21 protein-coding genes and 1 pseudogene are annotated in these 22087 nt (G+C 38.9%); 11 read left to right on the top strand and 11 right to left on the bottom strand.

The window, feature by feature from the left end:
* Nucleotides 1–28: 28 nt before the first annotated feature.
* On the top strand, nt 29–1036 hold the full coding sequence (gene ruvB / locus Q4533_RS14240) for a Holliday junction branch migration DNA helicase RuvB (RefSeq protein ID WP_076536398.1): 1008 nt from the start codon (nt 29–31) through the stop codon (nt 1034–1036).
* Nucleotides 1037–1769: 733 nt separating this feature from the next.
* Nucleotides 1770–4283 (top strand): TonB-dependent siderophore receptor, encoded by a 2514-nt coding sequence (locus Q4533_RS14235; protein WP_102437217.1) that lies wholly within the window; start codon nt 1770–1772, stop codon nt 4281–4283.
* Between the two features lie 121 nt (nt 4284–4404).
* On the opposite strand, the gene gloA is transcribed toward Q4533_RS14235, so the two are convergent.
* From gloA to Q4533_RS14200, 7 genes are all read right to left on the bottom strand, one after another.
* Nucleotides 4405–4815, bottom strand: a complete 411-nt coding sequence (gene gloA / locus Q4533_RS14230; protein ID WP_102437219.1) for a lactoylglutathione lyase — start codon at nt 4813–4815, stop codon at nt 4405–4407.
* 333 nt (nt 4816–5148) lie between these two features.
* Complete coding sequence (locus Q4533_RS14225) at nt 5149–6204, bottom strand: acyltransferase family protein (RefSeq protein WP_303502981.1); 1056 nt, start codon at nt 6202–6204, stop codon at nt 5149–5151.
* A gap of 835 nt (nt 6205–7039) precedes the next feature.
* Nucleotides 7040–8629 (bottom strand): SAVED domain-containing protein, encoded by a 1590-nt coding sequence (locus Q4533_RS14220; RefSeq protein ID WP_303502980.1) that lies wholly within the window; start codon nt 8627–8629, stop codon nt 7040–7042.
* A complete protein-coding gene (locus Q4533_RS14215; RefSeq protein WP_303502979.1) occupies nt 8622–9107 on the bottom strand; it encodes a Mov34/MPN/PAD-1 family protein in 486 nt (161 codons plus the stop codon). The genes Q4533_RS14220 and Q4533_RS14215 overlap by 8 nt, the downstream gene beginning before the upstream one ends.
* The gene (locus Q4533_RS14210) at nt 9094–10821 is read right to left on the bottom strand and encodes a ThiF family adenylyltransferase (protein WP_303502978.1); all 1728 of its coding nucleotides are present in this window, start codon (nt 10819–10821) and stop codon (nt 9094–9096) included. The genes Q4533_RS14215 and Q4533_RS14210 overlap by 14 nt, the downstream gene beginning before the upstream one ends.
* A complete protein-coding gene (locus Q4533_RS14205; RefSeq protein WP_303502977.1) occupies nt 10821–11846 on the bottom strand; it encodes a nucleotidyltransferase in 1026 nt (341 codons plus the stop codon). Before Q4533_RS14205 ends, Q4533_RS14210 begins: the two co-directional genes overlap by 1 nt.
* 518 nt (nt 11847–12364) lie before the next feature.
* Nucleotides 12365–12571 carry a helix-turn-helix domain-containing protein gene (locus tag Q4533_RS14200; RefSeq protein WP_011638855.1) on the bottom strand — a complete coding sequence of 69 codons (207 nt, stop codon included), beginning with the start codon at nt 12569–12571 and terminating at the stop codon, nt 12365–12367.
* A gap of 131 nt (nt 12572–12702) precedes the next feature.
* Between Q4533_RS14200 and Q4533_RS14195 the strand changes: the two genes are divergently transcribed.
* The 3 genes and pseudogenes from Q4533_RS14195 to Q4533_RS14185 form a co-directional block, all read left to right on the top strand.
* Nucleotides 12703–13257, top strand: coding sequence for a response regulator (locus tag Q4533_RS14195; RefSeq protein WP_303502976.1), 555 nt, complete (start codon nt 12703–12705; stop codon nt 13255–13257).
* 5 nt (nt 13258–13262) lie between these two features.
* Nucleotides 13263–14678: a DEAD/DEAH box helicase gene (locus Q4533_RS14190; RefSeq protein WP_303502975.1), complete on the top strand. Its 1416-nt coding sequence runs from the start codon at nt 13263–13265 to the stop codon at nt 14676–14678.
* 71 nt (nt 14679–14749) lie between these two features.
* A pseudogene (locus tag Q4533_RS14185) lies at nt 14750–14887 on the top strand (site-specific integrase); the annotation flags it as partial.
* On the opposite strand, the gene Q4533_RS14180 reads toward Q4533_RS14185, so the two are convergent.
* From Q4533_RS14180 to Q4533_RS14165, 4 genes are all read right to left on the bottom strand, one after another.
* Complete coding sequence (locus Q4533_RS14180; protein WP_303502974.1) at nt 14874–15272, bottom strand: LexA family transcriptional regulator; 399 nt, start codon at nt 15270–15272, stop codon at nt 14874–14876. The pseudogene Q4533_RS14185 and the gene Q4533_RS14180 sit on opposite strands and share 14 nt — an antisense overlap.
* Nucleotides 15273–15317: 45 nt before the next feature.
* On the bottom strand, nt 15318–15524 hold the full coding sequence (locus tag Q4533_RS14175) for a carbon storage regulator (RefSeq protein ID WP_102437136.1): 207 nt from the start codon (nt 15522–15524) through the stop codon (nt 15318–15320).
* Nucleotides 15525–16024: 500 nt separating this feature from the next.
* On the bottom strand, nt 16025–16582 hold the full coding sequence (locus Q4533_RS14170) for a carboxymuconolactone decarboxylase family protein (RefSeq protein ID WP_055024802.1): 558 nt from the start codon (nt 16580–16582) through the stop codon (nt 16025–16027).
* 18 nt (nt 16583–16600) lie between these two features.
* A complete protein-coding gene (locus Q4533_RS14165; protein WP_055024801.1) occupies nt 16601–17419 on the bottom strand; it encodes a peroxiredoxin family protein in 819 nt (272 codons plus the stop codon).
* 109 nt (nt 17420–17528) lie between these two features.
* On the opposite strand from Q4533_RS14165, the gene Q4533_RS14160 reads away from it, so the two are divergent.
* The 6 genes from Q4533_RS14160 (at nt 17529) to Q4533_RS14135 (ending at nt 21682) form a co-directional block, all read left to right on the top strand.
* Complete coding sequence (locus Q4533_RS14160) at nt 17529–18122, top strand: TetR/AcrR family transcriptional regulator (RefSeq protein WP_055024800.1); 594 nt, start codon at nt 17529–17531, stop codon at nt 18120–18122.
* Between the two features lie 165 nt (nt 18123–18287).
* Nucleotides 18288–19109, top strand: coding sequence for an AraC family transcriptional regulator (locus tag Q4533_RS14155; RefSeq protein ID WP_198589623.1), 822 nt, complete (start codon nt 18288–18290; stop codon nt 19107–19109).
* Between the two features lie 141 nt (nt 19110–19250).
* Nucleotides 19251–20051 carry an SDR family oxidoreductase gene (locus Q4533_RS14150; RefSeq protein WP_055024799.1) on the top strand — a complete coding sequence of 267 codons (801 nt, stop codon included), beginning with the start codon at nt 19251–19253 and terminating at the stop codon, nt 20049–20051.
* A gap of 45 nt (nt 20052–20096) precedes the next feature.
* On the top strand, nt 20097–20408 hold the full coding sequence (locus tag Q4533_RS14145) for an EthD family reductase (RefSeq protein WP_055024798.1): 312 nt from the start codon (nt 20097–20099) through the stop codon (nt 20406–20408).
* A gap of 120 nt (nt 20409–20528) precedes the next feature.
* Nucleotides 20529–21173 carry a DsbA family oxidoreductase gene (locus Q4533_RS14140; protein ID WP_055024797.1) on the top strand — a complete coding sequence of 215 codons (645 nt, stop codon included), beginning with the start codon at nt 20529–20531 and terminating at the stop codon, nt 21171–21173.
* A gap of 65 nt (nt 21174–21238) precedes the next feature.
* On the top strand, nt 21239–21682 hold the full coding sequence (locus Q4533_RS14135; RefSeq protein WP_082419996.1) for a YiiD C-terminal domain-containing protein: 444 nt from the start codon (nt 21239–21241) through the stop codon (nt 21680–21682).
* Nucleotides 21683–22087 lie beyond the last annotated feature (405 nt).

Here is a 22087-nt window from a genome sequence, read left to right as displayed (position 1 = left end):
ATTTAATTGCTTAATTAAAGAGATATAAATGATAGAAGCAGATCGCTTAATACAACCACAAGAATTTGAGCAAGAAGTACATATTGATAGGGCGATGCGCCCTAAAATGCTTGAAGACTATACAGGTCAAGATGATACTCGCGCCCAGCTTAAAGTGTTTATAGAGGCAGCGCTTAAACGTGAAGAGGCCTTAGATCATATGTTGATTTTTGGCCCTCCAGGTTTAGGTAAAACTACGCTGGCGATGATTGTTGCCAATGAAATGGGTGTAAATATTAAGTCTACTTCAGGACCTGTACTTGAAAAAGCGGGCGATCTCGCTGCACTACTGACAAACCTTGAACATGGTGATGTGCTATTTATCGATGAAATACACCGCTTAAGCCCAGTAGTGGAAGAAATTCTCTATCCTGCAATGGAAGATTATCAATTAGATATTATGATTGGTGAAGGACCTGCAGCACGTTCCATTAAACTGGATTTACCACCCTTTACTCTAATTGGCGCCACCACCCGAGCAGGGGCGTTAACGTCGCCTTTGCGCGCCCGTTTTGGTATTCCACTGCGTCTTGAGTTTTATAACGTAAAAGATCTTTGTACCATTGTGACTCGCTCAGCCAAAGTCATGGAATTACCCATCGATGAGCAGGGCGCCTTTGAAATTGCAAAACGCTCAAGGGGAACACCTCGTATCGCTAATCGTTTGTTAAGACGTGTTCGCGATTACGCTGAAGTAAAGCATGATGGCTTTGTAACTGCAGAGGTCGCACAAAAAGCGCTGGATTTACTTGATGTTGATTTAGAAGGCTTTGATTATCTAGACAGAAAATTATTATTAGCCATCATTGATAAGTTCATGGGCGGGCCAGTGGGTTTAGATAACCTTGCCGCAGCTATTGGTGAGGACAGAGAAACCATTGAGGATGTATTAGAGCCATTTTTAATCCAACAAGGCTTTATACAAAGAACACCACGTGGCCGAATTGCAACAGATAGAGCATATCTGCACTTTGATATCATAAAACCAGCAGTTTAATTTGTTGTAATAAAAAATGGAAAGCTAAGGCTTTCCTTTTTTTTTACTTATAAATAATGGTGCAGTATTGAATAAATATTCATTATTAACTTATCGACGAATTGTAACATTTATAAATGATTAAAAATAAAACATACCGGATGGCATAATACTCAATTGTTAAATTGTAATAACCTAACACCTGCTTGTGTTGTACTTGTTAAAACCTAATGCTATTTAATTGAGCCATACAAACAATCCTACAGATAAAATTACCTTTCATTGTTATAAATATACTTGTTTAAATAATAACCACAGTTAATAATTCTATAAAGACCCAGTACTGGTGCGGGTTACAGTGTTTTAGATCCTAAACAGATCTTAAACTGAATAAAAACTGACTAAATAAATTTTATATGGCGCAAGCTTCAATAATATTGTGTGATCATTGTCACATATATTCGTTTTGATAAGTATTAAAAATGTTATTTTTGCACTAGATGATAACACTTTATTTGATGGTTATTGGCAGTGTTATTCACTGCTAAGTAAAATAAATTCTATTTTAGCGCGATAGCTACTTATTAGTGTTAACACTTGCACTTGTAAGTTATTAACAAGATAACGGTCAAAAGTTAAAGGTTAGTGGTTTGACGAAATATCTCTGGTTATACAGTATCTAGTTCAACGCAAATTTAAATACTTATTTAATTGCGTACATAGAATAAGAAAAGATATCACCAGGGAGCTACAAATGCTTAAAAGATCTAAATTATCAAACAGCGTAAACGTCGCGTTATTAGCGTCAGTTTCAGCTGCTTCAGCCGTTTCGGTAAGTGCTTACGCAGCAGAAGAATCTGCTAACGTAGAAAGAATTGCAGTAACGGGCTCCCGTATTCAACGTCAAGATATGGAAACAGCATCGCCTGTCACCACGATTGACGCCAGTGCTATCAAAGCGGAAGGTTATAACTCTGTAGATGAAATTCTACAATCTCAACCTGCTATGGCCGGTATGGCTGCAGGTGCGACCACCAACAACGGATCTGATGGTGTAGCGCAAGTTGATTTACGTGGTATGGGTTCAAACAGAACATTAGTACTGTTAAATGGTCGTCGTATGGTGAACTCAGGATCTGGCGCAGACAGTGCAGTCGATTTGAACACTATTCCAGTTGCAATGATTGCTCGTGTTGAAATCTTAAAAGATGGCGCATCAGCAGTATATGGTTCAGATGCTATTGCTGGTGTTGTTAACATCATTACTAAAAAAGACTTTGAAGGTTTCCAGTTTGATATCAATGGCGGTGCAACTGACAAAGGTGATGGCGAGAACCTAGAGCTAAGTGCATTATATGGTTTTGATACCGGCAAAGGTAACGTGACTTTTGGTTTAGCTTACTCAGAGCGTAAAGGTGTAATGCAGGGCGATCGTGATTGGGTTGCTAAGGGTGATAGCTCTTTTATTCCTGAAGGCACTTTAGGTGGCAAACAAATTAACCCTGAGACTGGCGAATGGGGCGATCGTGAATACGGATACGATTTCACCCAAGATAGCTGGTTACAAACGCCAAATAAACGTTACAGTTTTTTTGCTAATGGTAATCACGAATTCTCAAATGACATGATTTTAAGCGGTGATATCCTCTACACTAAACGTAAATCTAATCAAATGATGGCAGCTCAACCAGCTAACTTAGATTTAAAAGTTTGTGAAGGCAATATTAAGCAAGATGACTGTATTACATTAGACGATGCAATGATTGCTGGTGGCGTTGCTGCTGATGAAGACGGCATGATCAACTACCGTAAACGTATGAATGATGTTGGTAATCGTGTTTATGAACAAGAAACAGATACCCTACGTGTATCTGCTGGTCTAGCCGGTTATTTAGATATTAATACCGGTATGGACTGGGATGTGTCTTATACCTACGGCAGTAACAAAGCTGATACTTGGGTACATAATTCAATTCACCAAGGCAACATGATAAAATCAATCAATGCGAATCAAGATGCATGGTTTGGTGGCGATCCTATGAGCCAAGAGATGATTGATGCCGTTAGCTACACAGAGCAAACTGATGGCGGTAACGATCAACATGTTATTGCTGGTGTGATCAGCGGTGAAGCATTTGATTTAGATGCTGGTGCAGTGGCTTTCGCAATCGGTGTAGAGTACCGTCATGAAAGTGGTTATTACAATCCAGATCCAGTAATTATTGCTGGTGAAGGTACTGCAGCGCAGCAAGATCCAACTGATGGCAGCTTTGATGTATTCTCTGTTTACCAAGAAGTCAGTGTTCCTTTCACTGAAAAATTAACTGGTGAGTTTGCACTTCGTTATGATGATTACTCTACTTTTGGTAGTGCTGCAACTTGGAAAGTGGGCTTAACTTATGAGGCGACCGATGATTTAATGCTTCGTACAGTAGCTGCTACTGGTTTCCGTGCGCCAAGTGTCAGCGAATTATTTGGTGGTAACTCAGGTTCATTCGACTACCTAGATGATCCTTGGGGTAATGAGTTAGATGACCAAATTTTAGTTAACTACACCTCAGATGAAAACTTAGATGCTGAGTCGTCAGAATCCTATACTGCTGGTTTAGTTTACTCACCAAGCTATGTTGATGGTCTATCTATCACACTTGACTGGTGGAGATTTAAGATTGATAACGCGATTTCTCGTTTAGACGTTCAAGCAGGTCTAAATAACTGTTTTGCTGGTGATGTAAGTGCTTGTGAAACTTTTAATATTGGCGCTAATGGTGATTTATCTGACCTAAGTAACCCACTAACGAACGTTGGTTATCAAGATACATCAGGTATTGATTTTAACTTAGCATACAGCTTTGAAGCATTTGGTTTGGATTGGAAAATCAATAACGATCTGACTCACTTGATTAAGTTTGAGCAAGATGGCCAAAATTACACTGGTACAATTGGTGGTATGTTCGGTGGTTACGCTGAATACAAAAACAACTTCAACATAAGTGCTAGACAAGGTGATTGGAGTGTAATGTATTCGAACCGTTATATTGGCGAAATGAATGACATCAACACGGATGCTCCGATTGATTCAATTCTTTACCACAATGTTTCGGCAACGTATTTCTTCAGCGACGCAGTCTCAGCTAACATTGGTGTGAAAAACTTAACCGATGAAGAGCCACTGATGATCCCAAGTGAAAACGATGCAGGTACAGTTCCTGAAGTGTATGACACCATTGGTCGTCAAATCTACGCAGGTGTATCATTTAAGTTCTAAGCAATTAAAACTTATATGAATCCAATAAAAAGCCAGCTAACGCTGGCTTTTTGTATTGTCACCAAGTGACAATCTTAGTTAGATAGTTATTCTAACCATTAAGCTAATTTTTTGCTGATTTTTAACCTAAGCCCTGAGTCGCTGACTTCATTTGGATGAGTTCTATTTTGTAACCATCTGGGTCTTCTACAAAGGCAATTTCGGTGCTTCCACCTGCAACAGGGCCTGGTGCGCGAGTGATATTGGCGCCAGCAGCTGCAATGGCTTCACAGCGGGCGTATATGTCTTCTTCGCCAATAGCTAAATGCCCAAAACCTGTACCCAAATCGTAGCTCTCAGTACCCCAGTTATAAGTTAATTCAACTACAGCTTGTCCAGTTGACTCATCCCCATAACCGACAAAGGCGAGGGTATATTGATATTGCTTGTTTTCTGATTTTCGTAATAATTTCATCCCCATAACTTGGGTATAAAACTCAATGCTACGGTCAAGGTTGCCGACACGGATCATGGTATGAAGAAGTTGTGACATAATATTCTCTATAATTGAATGTATGTAAGTAACTGTTCAAGCATAACAAATTTTCATCTGAGATATAAAATTGATTTCAGGTTAAAATTTACGTTTTAGTTCACAGTTTTGTTGTTAAACAATAGGAAAATAATTATTAAAAGCTAAAATTAACTTATATTCATTTGGAGACAAGATAATGACAACAGAACTAAAAATGGCTCTTGGTACCTCAGTAGTAATCGCAGTATGTTTCAGCGCATTTTTTGTATCAATGTTTTAAAACTTGCTGAAAATATTCACAAAAAACCGCTTATAGCGGCTTTTTTGTGCCTTAAATTTGACTTGGTCAAACTAAGTACCTGTTTGCTTCTTTTTATGGGTAAGTTTTGCAGCTTTAGCAAATATGTTAGCTAAGCAAGAACACAATGGTGCTGAAAACATATAAGGTATTTTTAGTTTATTAATCAGCACTAAAACAGCCAGCGGTGCTAACAGGGCAAAGATAAAACCGATAACAAGCTGTTCGATAAAAGAGTGTATGCCTAGTTGACTTAGTAGTGCTCTAGCGGCTCCGCCCGCAACAACATGCATCAGATATATTGCCATTGAATAGCGACCTAAATAAGCAAAAAAACTTAGGTTAAATTTTGCCAGATGAATAGATAAAGAAACGATAAAACCAATTGAAATTATAGCCAGTAACAAAGACTGTATACCTCTATCACGATATTCTAATGACAGATAACCGTGAAATATCCATTGCCCTAATATGAAAGCCAAAAATAATCCGACAAGGGCTAATTTGCTATCAAGCCACTGCGTTTTTATATGCAGTGAAAAAATAATTCCTAGCGCGAAAAAAGCTGTGTTTTCAGTAATATAATTGATTATTTTATCATCTGAAATCATCGAGCTAGTTAAGTACATTATAATGCTGAAAATGCCAAATACAGCGCTGAAGCGTTGTGGTAATAAACGATATGCTAGCGTCGATAATGCAAAGATTAACAATAAAGCATATAAGAACCAAAAATGTGCTCTAGGGGCCCACAACAGTGAAAGGACGTCAGTAAAAGAGGGACTTCCATTGGTGTAGCTAGGTAAAAGTACTTCTAATGAACCTTGTAACATTGACCACAATAAGTAGGGGTAAAAGATAGTATCAATTTTACTGAAAACTAATTTTTTCGGTCCTCTTTTTTGTAATGATGTAACAAAGAATAACCCTGATAAAAAGAAAAAAAGCGGCATGTGAAAACTATAAACTAGGCTATCAGCAAGTTTGTAAAAAGGAACGGGTAAGTCTATGCCCGAATGATAAATGCCACGGGCTACATGTCCATACACCACTAACATGATGCCTATTGCTTTAGCGTATTCAACCCAAGCTGTGTCTTTCTGTGTCACGAAATGTCCTTTTCTAAATGTTGTGCTTCAAACCACAAATAATTCTTGCTACGCATTGAGTATTTAGATGAATTAGCTGTAAAGGTTATGACGGATAGCTGCAAGTATCATTAGCTTATAATGATAGCAAAATAGATCACAGTATTAACATTTTTTTAATGCAAAAGTATTAACTGATTTGGGCGCGGGATTGTATTTACAGGATGGTATTTAACAGTTTAACCATTGCCAATTGGAAGGCAATGGTTCGTAGAGATGCTCTAATAAAAAGTACTAAAAAGATAGCATTAGATGATTAATCTTCTGGGTAAACCTTATCTTTGTAGTCATTTTATATTTACCAAAAATAAATTCAACTCAGTGGGTGAGTGAGTGCAATTGACCTAGTGCCGTGGTTTACAACGGTTTATCTTCCAAATTTTGCTTTACGAAAAGAGTAAGATTTGTAAACTTAGTGCTTTGTTAGCTGAAATTCATACAAATTCACACCAGTTATTCTTTACAAAATAATATCAAATTTAAAATGACTGCTATATCAAATTTCTTTTTTGTAGGCTTGGTAAGGCGATTGCCTCAATGCGTGAAACCATCACTTTGCCAAAGTATCCTGAGTAATGATGGTAAGGTAAAAGTACCTTCGTAACTCGTTTTTGGACAGAACCTTCTTAGAGTAACCACTTAAATTAGAGAAATATAGATAACTTTTTGTATCATAAAATCGCGTCGTAAAGTGTTCAGTTTAATTGGTACAAATCACTTTAAGATCTGAACAACTATCCTGACACTGGGGGCACCCACGATCTTGCTATTTTATAGGACAGGTTCAGCAACAGTATTAAATTGATGATATGGAACACTTGTGGTTCTCACTTTCTAAACATATTCTTGGCACCATCGTTCCACTGTCAAAATCATATACAACCACCCTAGGGTGGTGTACATCATATGCTTGTCCAATAAACACTGATGCAGCGTTTGATGCACAAGGAAACAAATGGATAGTTTGTGCACCATACTCTGATTTGAGAGTATGAAACATTGACTGAAGAACAGCAGTAAAAGCCTTTCCGTCATCTGGATGCGATACTGCACCATTGCCCATAAACTGTTCCTTCGCGCGAATTGTAATCATTTCGGCTCCAGTCTTCACACAAACTGAATTAGAAGCTTCAACTAAACTTTCTGGTTCAGCCGTTAAGGCAATAGTTATTACAAAATCAGTTCCTTTTTCTAATTTATCAAACCCAACCACTTCATAAAACTCACCGACAGGATCTATTGCAGGCCATGACCAACTACCAGATTCTCTAAATCTAAGCATCGGAGTAACCGCATTCTTGTTCCCAATTTTTGCGCCGAAACCAATAAGCGCTGAAGTTGGTCCAAACCCAAACAACGCAGCATTAAATCCAAACTCTTTGGTTTGTTGGATAATCTTATCGGCGGAAGCCTGAATGATTTTCGGCATTAGACCCCAAAATAAATCTGGTGATTCAACCAAAAGCTCTTCATTATGACTTAATATGTTGATCTGCTGGTGCATCCTTCTTTTTATTCTAGAAAGGCTGTTGGCGACTTGAAGGTAAGAAGGGGGAGAAACTGTTTGAGAATTTACAGGCCACAATACAGCGTAAACTGGGATTGGTTGGTACTTCAAGCCATCCAATAAACTATTTGCGACAAGACCGAATTCCTTCCTCATCGCAGATAGTGACGATGCTGGATAGTCACTAGCGGCAACCTTATCAATTAACCGATGGTGTTTATCACATAAAAGCAATACATTGCTCGGATCATTTGACAGTTTCTCTGATAACTCGGTAATTCCTCTTGCGCCTTTTTCAGACGATGCAACATTGTGAGCCAAGTATGCATAGTTGCCTGAAGTACCTGAAACCTCATCGTAATCAAGCTTTTCACCGCACCCAGTAAATATGCAACGACCAAAACTATCCCGCCAAACGGTCTCCTTGGTGCCTTTTGTGAAATCTGGACCACGGCCCGTTTTTTTCCTTTCTCCTTCAAAACGAGTGAACAACGATTCTAAATCATCTTGTGTTAGCTCAGTGCTCTGTGCCTCGGCTTTCACCCAGATACTTGCTATACTAGATAAATTGGTTAAATCATCGCGCGTTATTGCATAACCTTGAATACATCTGTAAGTGACTATTTCAGATTCACCAGATAAGGTATTTATACAAGACTTAATCAGACTTGGCTCAAAGCAAAGGCGCATTGTGGCAGTCAATTCTTCGCTTAACATTAGCAAAATGATGGTATTCCTATCACCTTCGTCAGTTAAAATCCCTACACGGTTCCAACTAACCAAATTTCGCAGATTGTCGAGATACTGATAAAAAGTATCCATCGAATCTAATGGCGAGCTTGCCGCTTGATTACAGAATTGATCTGCCTTGTTACCCATCAATGTTCCTCTTTGCTATTTCTAAATTACCGTTAATGTTAATGTAAACGTTTACCTGCTCATTACCCACTATTACAAACACAAGTTTCCTGTCAGGATTTCGCAACGTACATTGAGCCCAGTCATTCAAATCAATAGATGAGGGTTCTGGTACACATTGTGGGTGCGTATGCCAAGTTCCAATATAGCCCAGCTCACCATTTGATTGTTCAAATGCTTTGTCTATTGCCTGTTGATGAAATGGGTCTCTCATCACAAACCTTGCTCGCTGGCTAATATCTTTTTTCTTTGGTGTTGTACACCTGTCAATCCAAATCTTGCATTCACCTTCAGCTCGTGAACCAATCAACGCCCCAAACTGTTCTGTATCCTTTCGCTTGATTTGGCGGTGTTCCAGCCAACATTCATAGACCTGCTTGTTAACTCGTAGTTCGACACTTGAACCGACAAACAAGATATCTTCATCAGTTACAGACATCACAATCCTCATGAATCAGAGATTTAACCTGCAAAGAGTCACTAAATTGATAGAACCTATTAGTCAGCGATACTCCATGAGACACAGCATCATGTTCACTGCCTTTCCAACTAACTTTTGAACTAGCAGTAATCTTCCCTTCCAGGCATTTGATAGCCAAATCACTCGCAATTAGAGCCGTTTGCGCAGAGCAAATAGCGCTATAGGAAATAAACTGCTCACCACAACCAGACATGTTAATTGTGACGTCTTGGTTTGGCTCGATGAAGTTAAGGTTAGAGTTAAGCCCTCTGGTCAACATATCAGGGCAAACATAGGCGCAAAGTAAGCAACCAGCGCTATCCGGCATATCTAATACAGCATGCCCACCTACACCAAAACCTTCAAGCCAAGTGTTAATGACCGGAACTTTTATGCCTTTTTCCAAAAGATACTCTTTAAAAAGTCGCTCATGAGTTGGGCTACCAATGGCTATAACAATCAAATCATAAGAGCTAATCAACTGAGAGTTTCTGAGTTCCAGTAGTTTCTTTTTGGAGGGAACAGCTTTGGACCATAAGAACTGACGAGCTAGGTGGTAACTGAGGCCATAAGACTTCTCTAGATTTAAATACTCCTCAGGTAAGATATGCCGGTATAAGTTATCTATCTGATAAATATCATTGTCATAGATATCTAAGTTTTGAACCCCGGCCGCAGAAAGCTTGTGTGCTATCTCGCTCCCAACAGATCCAGCTCCAATCAAGGCAACCTTGCTTGTCGCTAAATCTAAATTTGCACCACCTCTTGGCAGCACAGCTCCTTTATTAAAAAGCCTTATAGGAACAGCCTTAATCTTCCAGTGTCTTAGCTGAGTTTCAGTTAACGGCAGAGAATGCTTTTTACCTTTTCTACTTTTGAAATATAAGCAAAACCAGACCGTTCCTGAAGGTACTTGAGCATTGAAAACAATCCAGTACTCATGAGTCTTCCACCTCCCATAATTATCACTCAACTTTTTGAGAAGGTCAGGTTCTTGTTTCAACAAGACAGCTAAATACCAAGTTGTAAGCTGCTCTCTTTCTAACGGTGCTGGCTCAATTTCAGTTAGAGGCAAAACTACAGCTTTACCAGCAAGATTTCTTCCTGAACTATCCTGCCAGTAAACTTTCGCCGCAGCTGCTAGATCAGTACTTTCAGATTGCGCCAAATAGTAAGATCTAACACCAAACTTAAAATTTTTTACAGGCTTATAAACATCTATCTCTTCCAGTGCCCCGCTATCATTAGTAAGAAGTACGGGTCTTTCATCAAAATCACAAATATTTAACCAGCAAGACTTGAACTCTCGTAACAGCTCTTTCCGGTTCCAGTCGGGGTCAGTAACCGCTCTATTCAAAATACCTATGTGGCGATTAAGAGACTCCTCAATCGCCAGCAATGGCATATTGAAGTTTACTGAAACAGAATCCTTATCATTGACACAGATACTGCCATACTCAACGTCAGCAATTTTGAAAATTAGGACATGCGCCAGATGCCCTATATCGCGCGGATTTATAAGCAAAAAAACAGGTAAGTGAGTGATCTCTGATGTTATAAAATGTATCAGATCTATTTTTTTTCCTGCAATTTCAAGGCTGACTGTAATAACGCCAGCCCCATTTAAATCCTGTGCTTTGCAATCAAAGCCTCTACTGATCAAATGCTCGACAATTTCCTCAGATGCTATCATTAGGCCCCCTGCGATGTACCCGAGGCTCCGGCTGTTGCGTATGCAGCCTTTTTAATATTGGATGAACTACTAGGTACTTCAAAATCATTGCCAAACACTTGGTTCAGTATCTTGCACCGCTTAACCAAATCTGTTTCATCTATAGCTTTATCTAACTTATCTCTTAACGACTTCAGCTTGTTATAGAACTGAGTTCCGGTATTTAAACTGCTACCAACAAAGATATCTTTCCATGGTGATTTGGGTAAATAAACCGTCACCTTATAAAGATCGTCACCTTGATCACTAAAATAACCACCACTCAACATGGCATTTACTGTGTTTCGAAGTGCAACTAAATCGTTAGCTTTATCACTATCATCCAAGCTTGGCGAAAATTGCTCTTTTGCCATCACGGTTAAGCCGATGGAAAAAACTTTCTTAGCTACATCTGTACTAAATTTGTGATCTCGCCAGCGCTTAAGGTACCTAACGATACGCTTATATTGCCCAAGCTTTTTACTCGCTGAACCGAGGTGAGTTGAAGAGTCATTTACCCAGTCCTTTAGCCCTTTAGGATCCGAGCCAGACCATTCCTTATTGCCTTCGCTAGAGTTCTTTTTGCCTACAGCTAACTCATAATCACCGTTTTGCTCCCGATAAACCGGGATGTCGATATGTAGATTTTTAGCAGCGTAGTCGGCGGTTACGCATGGCTTTTTAATCTTGGCGTTTTTGAAGCCTCGGTCTTCTAGTACTTTCAGAACGATTTCTTTAACTATGATAGGGTCATCTGGTGAACCATCAAAAGCAATCACTATAGCTCTATCAATGTCGAAATCTTCATCCGGATTCTTGACCCCTGTGGCTGTTGACATAGACCCTTGAAGAAAATCTTCTATTACTGGGTAGCCTTCGTCCTTCAAGGTACTTTTAATAGCCTTTAAGATACTGTCATCCTTTTCACGAGCATCTTTGTACTCGCTATCTTCACGGCTTATCTTAATCTTATCGTGAAACTTAATAAATTTTGCTTGAATGCTCATATGTCCCCTCAATTTTTTGAAAGTGATAGCACTATATATAGTGCCTTGCCGATCAATAAGCACAACATATAGTACTAAGATTTACTTTGCAAGTTAAATCATTACACTTTCTATTGATAAAGAGCAGAATAAATCACAGTGTAAGCAGATACTTACTGTATATGGCGATTAAATCGAGACATTCCTAGAGCCACCTTGGATTAATTGGTTTCACATCCTTCCAAAACACCGTAGTTTATTGACCGCTCAATGCAATTGTCTTGGCGTGAGTGATGGCATTAGAAAAAGTAGGACAAACAGCCTCGCTGTGGTTTGTGAGGTTAAGCGTGCTAGCACGGAATGGGGCAAAAACGATTTAATCAGTGTGACTCATCGTGAATTATTTCAGATTATTATCACGATCAAAAATGCGTTCAACAACAAATCAGTACCTAAAATCACTATGCCACAATTAGAGTAAAAACTTCCATAATGACAACTATTGTAATTTTAATACGTTACACAAATTGTTTTTTGAACTAAGGAAGCAGCTCCCTTACATCACACCCCAAAACCTCTGCTAACTGATAGGCTTTTTCGAGGGTGATATTTACTTCACCGCGCTCTATTCGTCCTGCATAACTGCGGTCAATCTCTGCTAGTAATGCCAATTTATCCTGAGAAATGCCTAGTGTTTTGCGCTTATCACGCAATTTTGCTCCAAATTGGATAGCTAAGTCTTTCATTTTTCATCTCGTTAAAGATAAAGACTATCCAAAGTTGCGGCTTATAAAGCCACGGATTATAATCCGTATTTAGTTTAAAGCTCATTACAAAGAGCTTAAGACAGTGAACCACTACCTCTTGCGAGAAAGTAATGTCGAAAATTTCAATGAAAATATGCACAAGGTTGCATACTATTCTCCAGGATGAGAGCTTTAACAATTTCCGTGTATCTCAATTACGTGATGCATATTTAGCTATATCTCCTACTAATAAGGATTCCGTAGAGGTTCGCAAGTTTGTGTACAGACAAATTCTGAGACTAGTTAAGAAAGGTCTATTGTCAAAAAAAGGAACGAAAAACTCTAAAAGAGTTACGTATCAGAAGTCGGATTTGTTTCATGAAGCGAGTTTTATCACTGAAAGAACTGAAAGAACTGAAAGAACTGAAAGAAAGGTTAATAAACCCGAGTTGATTAATGCAAGTACTCGTCTCGCTGTCCAGCAGCTTGAAAAACGCCTTAAAGAATCTGAAGTTGATTTACTCACTAGCATAGGCGAGTCAGAAGAATATATGCGGTTGTATCAATCCTTCCCTGAGATGAAAGCGCACCTTGAATCCCAGTATTTACAAGCCCGTGAAAATAGCTCAAAACTACTCGGCCAAATCAAAGCGATTAAATCTGTTCTCGCTCATCAACAAAAGTAACCTTAATGCATCTAAGACAATGGCAATCAGAGTGCGTTAATCGCGCTCTAGAGCACTTTAGTGCCAAACATAAGCACTTCCTTTGTTTAGCAACTCCTGGGGCAGGTAAGACGATTATGGCTTCAGAAGTCGCTGCTCAGCTACTTGAGCAAGACCTTATCGATTTTGTACTTTGCTTTTCACCTTCGATAAATATATCGCAAGGTATTAAGCATACATTTTCGAGGCTTTTAGAATGTCGTTTCGATGGTGTCATAGGTGCCGTTGGTTGCTCCTATACGTATCAAAGCATGTTGTCTTTCAAAGAAGATTTCTGGCAACTGTTAAAACAAAATCGGGTACTCGTGATATTTGACGAGATCCATCATTGCTCTGGCAGTTCTCTTGAAGATGCTAACGCCTGGGGGGAAGAGATCTTATTGAATATTCAAAGCCAAGCCGAATATACTTTAGCGTTAACTGGCACTCCATGGCGCTCAGATCAAGCACCGATAGCTTTATCTCGTTATACAGATCCAGACAATCAAATACAGTGTGATTATATCTACGGATTAAGGGACGCTGTTGCTGATGGTGTATGCCGAGGCCCAAAGATTGTATTAATTGATAATGAAAGGATTGCGGTTACTGACGAAGAAAATGAAACTAAGACGTTCAATAGCCTAGAGGCTCTATTCAAAGGTTCATTAGTTACTTACCAATCGATCATTAAAAATGATATAGCCATTCGGCATGCCTTAACGTTGGCGACTAACAAGCTCGACGACATTAGACTGCATAACCCGAATGCTGCTGGACTTGTCGTTGCATCTTCGATAGAGCACGCCGCATATATTCTAAATATGCTCAGAAGTGAATATGGGCAAACTGCCGAAATAGTTACCTATAAAGAAGATCTGCCTTCGCATAAAATCAACGAATTCAGGAATAGCACAAAGAACTGGATAGTCAGTGTAGGTATGATCAGCGAAGGCACTGATATCCCACGCTTGCAGGTGTGTTGCCACCTAAGCAGAGTTAAAACCGAACTCTATTTTAGGCAAGTACTCGGTAGGATATTACGAGTAAACAAGGCTATCAATCAGGAGGCTTGGCTATATACTTTTGCAGCACCAAAGCTTATAGAATTTGCAAATCGTATCGCTGAAGAAATACCTGATGTACCGGTTATATTCAGGGAATCCGAAACTGTTACTGTCTCCGCAGAGCAGGGGAGAAGCGAGATAATACGAGCTAGCACCCCATTTCAAGCTGAGCATAAAGTTAGGTTTAGTACACCACACAAAAATGAATCACAATTACCTATTTTAACGCCACCTAACAATCGAGACCTCACTTGGGAGCAATCGCTATCTTTTGAAATATTAGGTGGCTTTAGAGAAAAGGTGGTATCTACTTTCAACTCACCTTTTGATGTATAGGCTTTATTTATAGGAGGTCACCATTTTGAACAAACTCTCTGACTGTGGCCAATATTTCTTGACCACTACACAGCCGGTTATTTGAAAAAGGCTACACCATTGATGAAGTAGCTCAAGTGACAGGCCATAGAAATATTAATACGCTATGGCAAGTTTATACTGAGCTTTACCCAAAACGTTTACATGACAAAAATTCTATAGAAACTTAGCCGGTCGGTGGCATCTTATTGAACGTGCTACCACCCCTTCGATCGTAAACATTTCACTGGTAGTTATTAAGGCAGGCTCATAATCAGTATTTGCTGACAGCAGCTGCTGATTGTGAGTATCAATAATTTTGCAAACAAATTCACCGTTATAACAACCGACGATCACATCATTATTTTTAACGGTTAACTGCCTATCAACCACAAGAATATCGCCATCAAAGATGCCGACTCCCTGCATAGACTCGCCCTTAGCTTGACCTATAAACGTCGCGCTTGGGTGCTCTATTAGTAAATCATCAAGGCATAAGGGTGATTGCTTATATTCTGCCGCAGGGCTTTCAAAGCCTGTAATACCAGCACTTGCGTATATAGGAATAATCTTCATAACCAACACTACTGTACTTATATACAGTTATGGTAGTTAATTCTATTATTTTTGCAAGACTTTCTGAGTTCCATCTTGGAAGTATCGCTGCACTAGCTCTTTTCGCAGAATGGTAATTTTTTTATCAGCACTAATGCCCACTTTATCATTAGGCAATATCACGATTTCAATATCATCTAATAGATTGCCATGGGCATCATGCACCCCAGAGAGCACAACAGATTCATCTTTCAGGCGGGTTAAATACAACATAAAACATTCCTTGTTTTTAATATGTCGATAAAGTGTAGACCATTTTTATTAATTGTGAATAGAATAGATAAAATCCTAACGCCATAAATAATAAGGATATTTAATGACTAGGAAAAATAAAGGATCTATGCAAAAATTTAAACTGCTACTAGAATCAATTGCTAATTTTAAGATATTTCGATGCGTTGGTATCTTAGCTTTTCTCACCGTCATGGTTTCCTATGCAGTGGTATGGTGAATTTGGCCACTTTTTTAGAGCATACCTAGCTTATTTATGCCCCGAAGTGTGTCAGGGTCTGGTATCAAGGCTGACACGTTTCTGCCCCATAACAAGCTAGAGCAGGAATGAGGCTATACTAAAGATTCGTAATTTGACTTACTTTTCTTTATGCCTAGAGTTCTGACTATGTGGCCAAATTTACTAATCCACAACACATATACTTATGAAAATACACGGCCATTAAAAGAGAGTATCAGTAGATACTCTCTTCAGATTGATCTTACCTCTCTGAAGGGTGAGTCCAGTCAAAAGCCTTTAATGGGGCATCAACTGGTGTATGAGATAATGCATTGGTGAAATTTGAAATGAGTTTGCAAGCTAAGCCTGTCAACACTTCAAGTGCATGCCGCTCAGTGTATCCTACCGTTAGAAAGTTCTGCAACTTTTCATCACCTATATGACCACGATTATCTAGTAGCTCTTTAGTAAAGACATGCAACGCTTGTAGTTTGACATCAGGTAACTCATTTCCTTCCCGTAGTGCTTCAATAATGCTTTCTGGCATATTAGCTGATTTCATGATCCACGTATGACCAGGAACGCAATAGTGACAGTTGTTTTCAAAGTTTGAGGTCATCAGAACCACTTGAGCTTCGAGTGGACTGAATAGTGTACTTTGCGTGAATAACTCATAAGTCTTCAAATAAGCTTGATAAGTTGCGGGAGCATCTGCTAGCACTTTATGTAAATTTGGAATTAAACCAAGTGATTTTTTAGATTGCTCCATCATTTGCTTTGAAGCTTCTGGTGCTGTTTCAATATTGTGGTAGTTAAACATAATAATTCTCTCGGTTTATTATTTATTAATGGTGAAAGCGTTACGTAAGGCTTGAGTTAATCGTTCTTCGCTTGCTCTTAGTCGATAGTCTTCAGACTGATCTATCCATTGGATGACACCATGTTCATCAATTAAGACCGATGTTGGGATAGACATTGATTTGTATTCAAATGAAGTAGGAAATGGCAGCCCTAATACTGTTTTTGTTTTAGACGAGTCAGCCCCTAAAGCCTTGTGGTGTTCAACGCCGTATTGTTTAACTACTTTGAGTTCTGGGTCTGACAAAAGAAGAAAATCTAAACTATCTCGTTCGATGTGCATTTTTGCTTGTTCTGCCGTATCTCCCGACAACGCAACGACCTTAACGCCATATCGATCTAGGGTCGGTTTCATATCGTTAAACATTTTTAATTCAGCACTACAGTATGGACACCAAGCACCTCGGTAAAACTTGAGTAGAACGCGTTGATTTTTTATGTCATCAGCCGAATAAATCTCGTTGTCATATGTTGTTGATTCGAATTGTGGGAACTTATCTCCAATTACAACTTTAATATCACCTAGAGGAGTATCTTTTTGACTGAATACCCAAATGAATTTACCACCAAGAAATATGGAAAAGCTGGACATTAAGACAACGAAAACAAAGCTCCAATGCATATTTATAATCCCACTGATAATTGCACCTAGCCCCAAAAGGACACCTGCCGCAAGTGCTAGCATAAGGATGATAGGATTTTTGGGAGGCTTGTTCTTTTTTACTTTTAGAAAGTAATGCAAACTTCCAATCACCGTTGAGGCAAATCCAAGTAGTGATAGTGCTATAGCTGAAAACATCGTTTGTTCCTCATTGTTTTGTTTAATTGTACCAGTTAGTACATTTGCAATTAATGTACTAACTAGTACAATAGGTGTCAATAAGAATTTTATGTAGTTGTATAGATAAATGGCAAAGAAAAGACAGTTTGACGAGATAGAAGTGCTTGGAGTTATGGCCAAATATTTTTGGCAGCATGGTTATGCGTCGACTAAGGTGGATCAATTATCGACCGTTACAGGATTAACTAAAACCAGTATTTACAACGCGTTTGGCAACAAAGAAACCGTGTTTAAATGTATAGTAGATTTCTATGTTGAGCATCACATGTCTGTGGTACTCAGGAAACTCGACTCAGATAAATTAATATCAGAGAATCTTCAATATTTATTTGATAGTGAGTTCTTAAATCCAGAGAATGATCTACTCACTTACGGCTGCTTAATTACAAACAGTATTGTTGAATTAAAATCAAACGAACCAGCCCTCTATGAGTATGTTATTAAGAAGTTTGAACAAGGTCGTATTGCAACACTGGCATTTTTTACTCAATATGAGAAAACAGAACGACTTATTGATGGTATAGATGCGGAGCATTTGACCGACTATTTCCTTACGTTTCGTCAAGGACTCAAAGTTCAATCAAGAGGGCAAAGACCACATGAATCTCTCGCTCGATCTATACACGTATTCATGCTTGTATTGAGTACATTTGAAAAATAGATTATGCGTAGGCTATTCTCGAGCTTTAGTTTTGTTGTCGAGTTTTAGATGTCTAATGATTATGAATGCAGCACCGTAGCAACACGATTCTAGTTGAGCCAATTAGTTAATCGAGCAGGTAGACTGCTTTATCCTTATCGCAATACTATTGAATGGTGCCTTTAAATGAAAACAATAAAATATAATGGACGTATTGTTTTTCAAAAACAAGATATACCCAGTTTCAAACGTATGCCGCGCGTATTTGTAGACAGTGAAGCGTGTTTTGCGTTTGTCACAAATGGCGATTTTAACGTCAGGGAACAGACAGAATCTGCTTCATTGAACAAAAACTGCGGAATACTGGCAAAATGCACTAACTACTTTTATGAAAACACTAGCTATCATAATGATGAAGGTGCAGGTGAAGCGATTGGTATCCTTCTCTATCCTGAAATATTTCAGTCACTGTTTAACTTTGATATTAGCCAGTCAAAATACAGGGTCGATTATAATATTTTGCAGGTTGAAGTGGACAAATTGCTAGAGCACTATCGTGATAGCATCAGTATATTGCTGGATTCTCCAGAGTTGGCGGATGATTTGCTTATCGAGAGCAAACTACGTGAATTTGTCATTCTTATGGCGAAAAGAACCGGCGCACCTTCTGAACTCGATTTTCTTGCTTCTATGTTTAAACCTAACTTTGCCAAATTTGAAGATATTATCCAAAGTAATCTGTATGCGGATCTGAGTGTGGATGAGTTGGCAGCACTGTGTCATATGAGTGTTTCTACTTTTAAACGTAAGTTTAAAGAGGTGTATTCAGAACCCCCAATAAAATACATTAGCAAATTAAAAATCAACAAAGCTAAAGTGTTACTGAAAGATAATAGCTTACGTATCTCCGACATCGTTTTTGAAACGGGTTTCGAGTCGGTTTCCACGTTTAACCGTGCCTTTAAAGGACAAACAGGCCTATCCCCTTCTCAATTTCGTTTAACTTGACACCACCGCATTTTAACCTTTCTATTCAGGTTGGCTCGTTTGAACTAATGTGAGCAATTTTTGAACTTTTATGGAGAGCTCTGTACCTCCAAATTCCATATAGTTACCCCATCAACTAAACACAGAGAAAGGTAACGAATTATGGGTATCAGCTTTAAAGAAAAATATGGTGATTGGGCACTTATCACAGGGGCAACATCAGGCATTGGCGCAGAAATGGCAAGCCAGATTGCGGCAAAAGGATTGAACGTTGTTTTGGTCGCTCGTCGAGAAAAAGAGCTTGAAGAGCAAGCTACGTTGCTTACGGAACGCTACGGAATTAAAGCAATGACAGTTTCTGCTGACTTAAGTACGTCAGAAGGCGTCGAAAAAGTTAAGCAAATTGACAAAAGTATTGGGCTACTTGTACTAGCCGCTGGTATTGAAGTTAATGGTTCGTTTGCTAAATCATCTCTAGAGCAAGAGTTGAAGATGATACAGCTTAACGTTACCTCTGTATTGCAACTGACTCACCACTTTACACCAGCGATGATCGAAAGAAAAAGAGGCGGTATTTTAATGGTATCAAGTCTTTCTGGTCATATGGTTTCCCCATATTTTTCAAATTATGCAGGTACCAAAGCCTATGTTCTTCAGCTAGGTGCATCTCTTCATGGCGAACTTAAACCCAAAGGTATTGATGTAACGGTTCTTTCTCCTGGGTTAACAACTACACCGATGACTGCTGATAATGGTGTTGACTGGTCAAAACTACCTATGGTTGCAAAAGATCCTGCGGAAGTAGCAGAAATAGCTATCAATGGTTTGGGTAGAAAAGCAGTTGTGGTTCCAGGTAAACGTAATCGAATGACCGCTATTCTTTCTGGGATCATCTCCCACCAAAAGCAGGCAATAATGGGTGAATCAATGATTGGAAAAGCAATGCCCAAGAACAAAATGTAACCCCCAACAGTTTAAAACTTTAGTGAAAGAAAAAGGGAAAAAGCAATGATTAAAGTATACGTAATATACCCAAATAACGATGATGTGATTTTTGATTTTGATTACTACTGCAACAAACATGTTCCTATGATAGGAGAGCTTCTGGGAGACGCACTAAAAGGGGCGACAGTAGATGCAGGGCTAACAAGTGTTGTTCCTGGTGAAGCAGCGGCATATGTGGCGATTAGTACAATTTCATTTGAATCTATAGAGTCATTTCAAACGGCATTTGGCCCAAATGCAGAGAAGATAAAAGCTGATGTACCGAACTTCACTAATACCGTTCCAACAATTCAGCTTTGTGAGCAAAAAATATAGAACCGCAACTCTCTACGGTGAAAATGAGCAGGATACCGAATAATAAACAATTTGGATTCAGCTTAGTGTTATTTAATGAAATAAAATTGAAGCTAAACGCTTGATAAAAAAGAGTTAAATATGAATAAGAAAATCAAATTGGATATAGTGTCAGATGTGATTTGTCCTTGGTGTATTATCGGTTATAAGCGTTTAAATACCGCGATAAAAGAGCTTGGGATAGAAGATCGCATTGAGATTGAGTGGCAACCTTTTCAGTTAAATCCAGATATGCCGCTTGAAGGTGAAGACCTACGTGCCCACCTTAAAAGGAAGTACGGTACTACATTAGAAGATAGCATTCGTTTCAGAAAAGAGATGACAGAGCTTGGAGAAGACGTTGGGTTTAAATTCGACTACTTTGACGGGCTAAAAGCTGTAAATACCCTTGATGCTCATATTCTTCTGGAGCATGCAAAAAGTGTAGGCAAGCAAACCGAGCTTAAAAACCGGTTATTTGCTTCGTTTTATAGCGAGCAAAAAGATATATCCAGCAAGAGTACCCTCGAGCAAGAGTTGCAAAGTCTTGGTATTAATGTTGACGAAGCAATGCAATGCCTAGATGACGATAATATGCGAAGTCATGTCCAGTCGCTGGAACAGAAATGGAAACAAGCGGGTATATCAGGTGTTCCAACAGTTGTATTCAATCGCGAGAGCGCTATTTCTGGAGCCCAATCAGTGGATACGTATAAGCAAGTATTAACTGAATTAGCTAAAATGTAATTCCTGCATCCCTCTAAAACGGACTTTTGCAATATTTTGGCGGTCTAAAAAAGGCAACGGTCTATATGAAACATAGAGAGCTTGAAGTCTACCTTCATCATCATATACCAGTATCAAAGTCTCTCGGTATCGGTGTGAATACTTGTAGCAGCAAAAATATCGAGATTACTGCACCATTGAGAATGAATACAAACCACATGAATACGGTGTTTGGCGGCAGCTTGTCTGTTGTTGGTATTTTGGCAGGTTGGTCTTTAGTTTATGCCCAGCTGGAGGGTAAAAAACATCAAATTGTTATTCAAAAAAATAGCATTCGATACTTGAAACCCGCCAGCAAAGATGTAACAGCAGTATGTAAATATGACAACCTTACGGCGTGGTCTCGGTTTCATCGTGCGTTTCAACGCAAGGGAAAAGGTCGTGTTCAAATAGCCTGCAATCTATTTTGTGCGGATGAGTTGGTTGCTACTTTTGAGGGAGTATACGTCGTTTTTAATAAAGAGTTATAAGGTCAAAATGCAATGAAGGCTACAAAGTACTTGAATAAATTGAGCTTAGACATGGTTGACTTGGTTTGTTATCAAAAAGAAGTATAAGATAAAAAACTTAGCACAAGGTAAAGCTTCGTGATCTTGCCCTGTACTCTTCGGCTACCGTTCACCGCTCGTTTTGTAGATAAAGAGGGTGAAACTAATTATAGATCTTTGATAATTTCGGATACTTTTTCTAATCAATATTAGTCGACGTAGACAGAGTACTCTAAATGATTTCTGTCCAGAAACGTGTCAGCTTTGATACTAGAACCTGACACACTTCTGGGCAGAAGTGATTTGCAAGAATAGTCGCTCAACTACAGGCACATCTAGCTTCGCAAGAGCGCAGAATAAACTATGGATAATGCTTCGCATTAACAC

Source organism: Shewanella sp. 6_MG-2023, assembly GCF_030547195.1.
Taxonomy (GTDB): Bacteria; Pseudomonadota; Gammaproteobacteria; order Enterobacterales; family Shewanellaceae; genus Shewanella.
The sequence above is the reverse complement of the archived record's forward strand: the minus strand, read 5'-3'. Positions and strand labels throughout refer to the sequence as shown.

Excerpts from the sequence above, each read along its gene's own strand:
- ruvB (WP_076536398.1), top strand. The coding sequence starts at position 29 with ATGATAGAAGCAGATCGCTTAATACAACCACAAGAATTTGAGCAAGAA.
- Q4533_RS14235 (WP_102437217.1), top strand. The coding sequence starts at position 1,770 with ATGCTTAAAAGATCTAAATTATCAAACAGCGTAAACGTCGCGTTATTA.
- gloA (WP_102437219.1), bottom strand. The coding sequence starts at position 4,815 with ATGTCACAACTTCTTCATACCATGATCCGTGTCGGCAACCTTGACCGT.
- Q4533_RS14220 (WP_303502980.1), bottom strand. The coding sequence starts at position 8,629 with ATGGGTAACAAGGCAGATCAATTCTGTAATCAAGCGGCAAGCTCGCCA.
- Q4533_RS14215 (WP_303502979.1), bottom strand. The coding sequence starts at position 9,107 with ATGTCTGTAACTGATGAAGATATCTTGTTTGTCGGTTCAAGTGTCGAA.
- Q4533_RS14210 (WP_303502978.1), bottom strand. The coding sequence starts at position 10,821 with ATGATAGCATCTGAGGAAATTGTCGAGCATTTGATCAGTAGAGGCTTT.
- Q4533_RS14205 (WP_303502977.1), bottom strand. The coding sequence starts at position 11,846 with ATGAGCATTCAAGCAAAATTTATTAAGTTTCACGATAAGATTAAGATA.
- Q4533_RS14200 (WP_011638855.1), bottom strand. The coding sequence starts at position 12,571 with ATGAAAGACTTAGCTATCCAATTTGGAGCAAAATTGCGTGATAAGCGC.
- Q4533_RS14195 (WP_303502976.1), top strand. The coding sequence starts at position 12,703 with ATGTCGAAAATTTCAATGAAAATATGCACAAGGTTGCATACTATTCTC.
- Q4533_RS14190 (WP_303502975.1), top strand. The coding sequence starts at position 13,263 with ATGCATCTAAGACAATGGCAATCAGAGTGCGTTAATCGCGCTCTAGAG.
- Q4533_RS14180 (WP_303502974.1), bottom strand. The coding sequence starts at position 15,272 with ATGAAGATTATTCCTATATACGCAAGTGCTGGTATTACAGGCTTTGAA.
- Q4533_RS14175 (WP_102437136.1), bottom strand. The coding sequence starts at position 15,524 with ATGTTGTATTTAACCCGCCTGAAAGATGAATCTGTTGTGCTCTCTGGG.
- Q4533_RS14170 (WP_055024802.1), bottom strand. The coding sequence starts at position 16,582 with ATGTTTAACTACCACAATATTGAAACAGCACCAGAAGCTTCAAAGCAA.
- Q4533_RS14165 (WP_055024801.1), bottom strand. The coding sequence starts at position 17,419 with ATGTTTTCAGCTATAGCACTATCACTACTTGGATTTGCCTCAACGGTG.
- Q4533_RS14160 (WP_055024800.1), top strand. The coding sequence starts at position 17,529 with ATGGCAAAGAAAAGACAGTTTGACGAGATAGAAGTGCTTGGAGTTATG.
- Q4533_RS14155 (WP_198589623.1), top strand. The coding sequence starts at position 18,288 with ATGAAAACAATAAAATATAATGGACGTATTGTTTTTCAAAAACAAGAT.
- Q4533_RS14150 (WP_055024799.1), top strand. The coding sequence starts at position 19,251 with ATGGGTATCAGCTTTAAAGAAAAATATGGTGATTGGGCACTTATCACA.
- Q4533_RS14145 (WP_055024798.1), top strand. The coding sequence starts at position 20,097 with ATGATTAAAGTATACGTAATATACCCAAATAACGATGATGTGATTTTT.
- Q4533_RS14140 (WP_055024797.1), top strand. The coding sequence starts at position 20,529 with ATGAATAAGAAAATCAAATTGGATATAGTGTCAGATGTGATTTGTCCT.
- Q4533_RS14135 (WP_082419996.1), top strand. The coding sequence starts at position 21,239 with ATGAAACATAGAGAGCTTGAAGTCTACCTTCATCATCATATACCAGTA.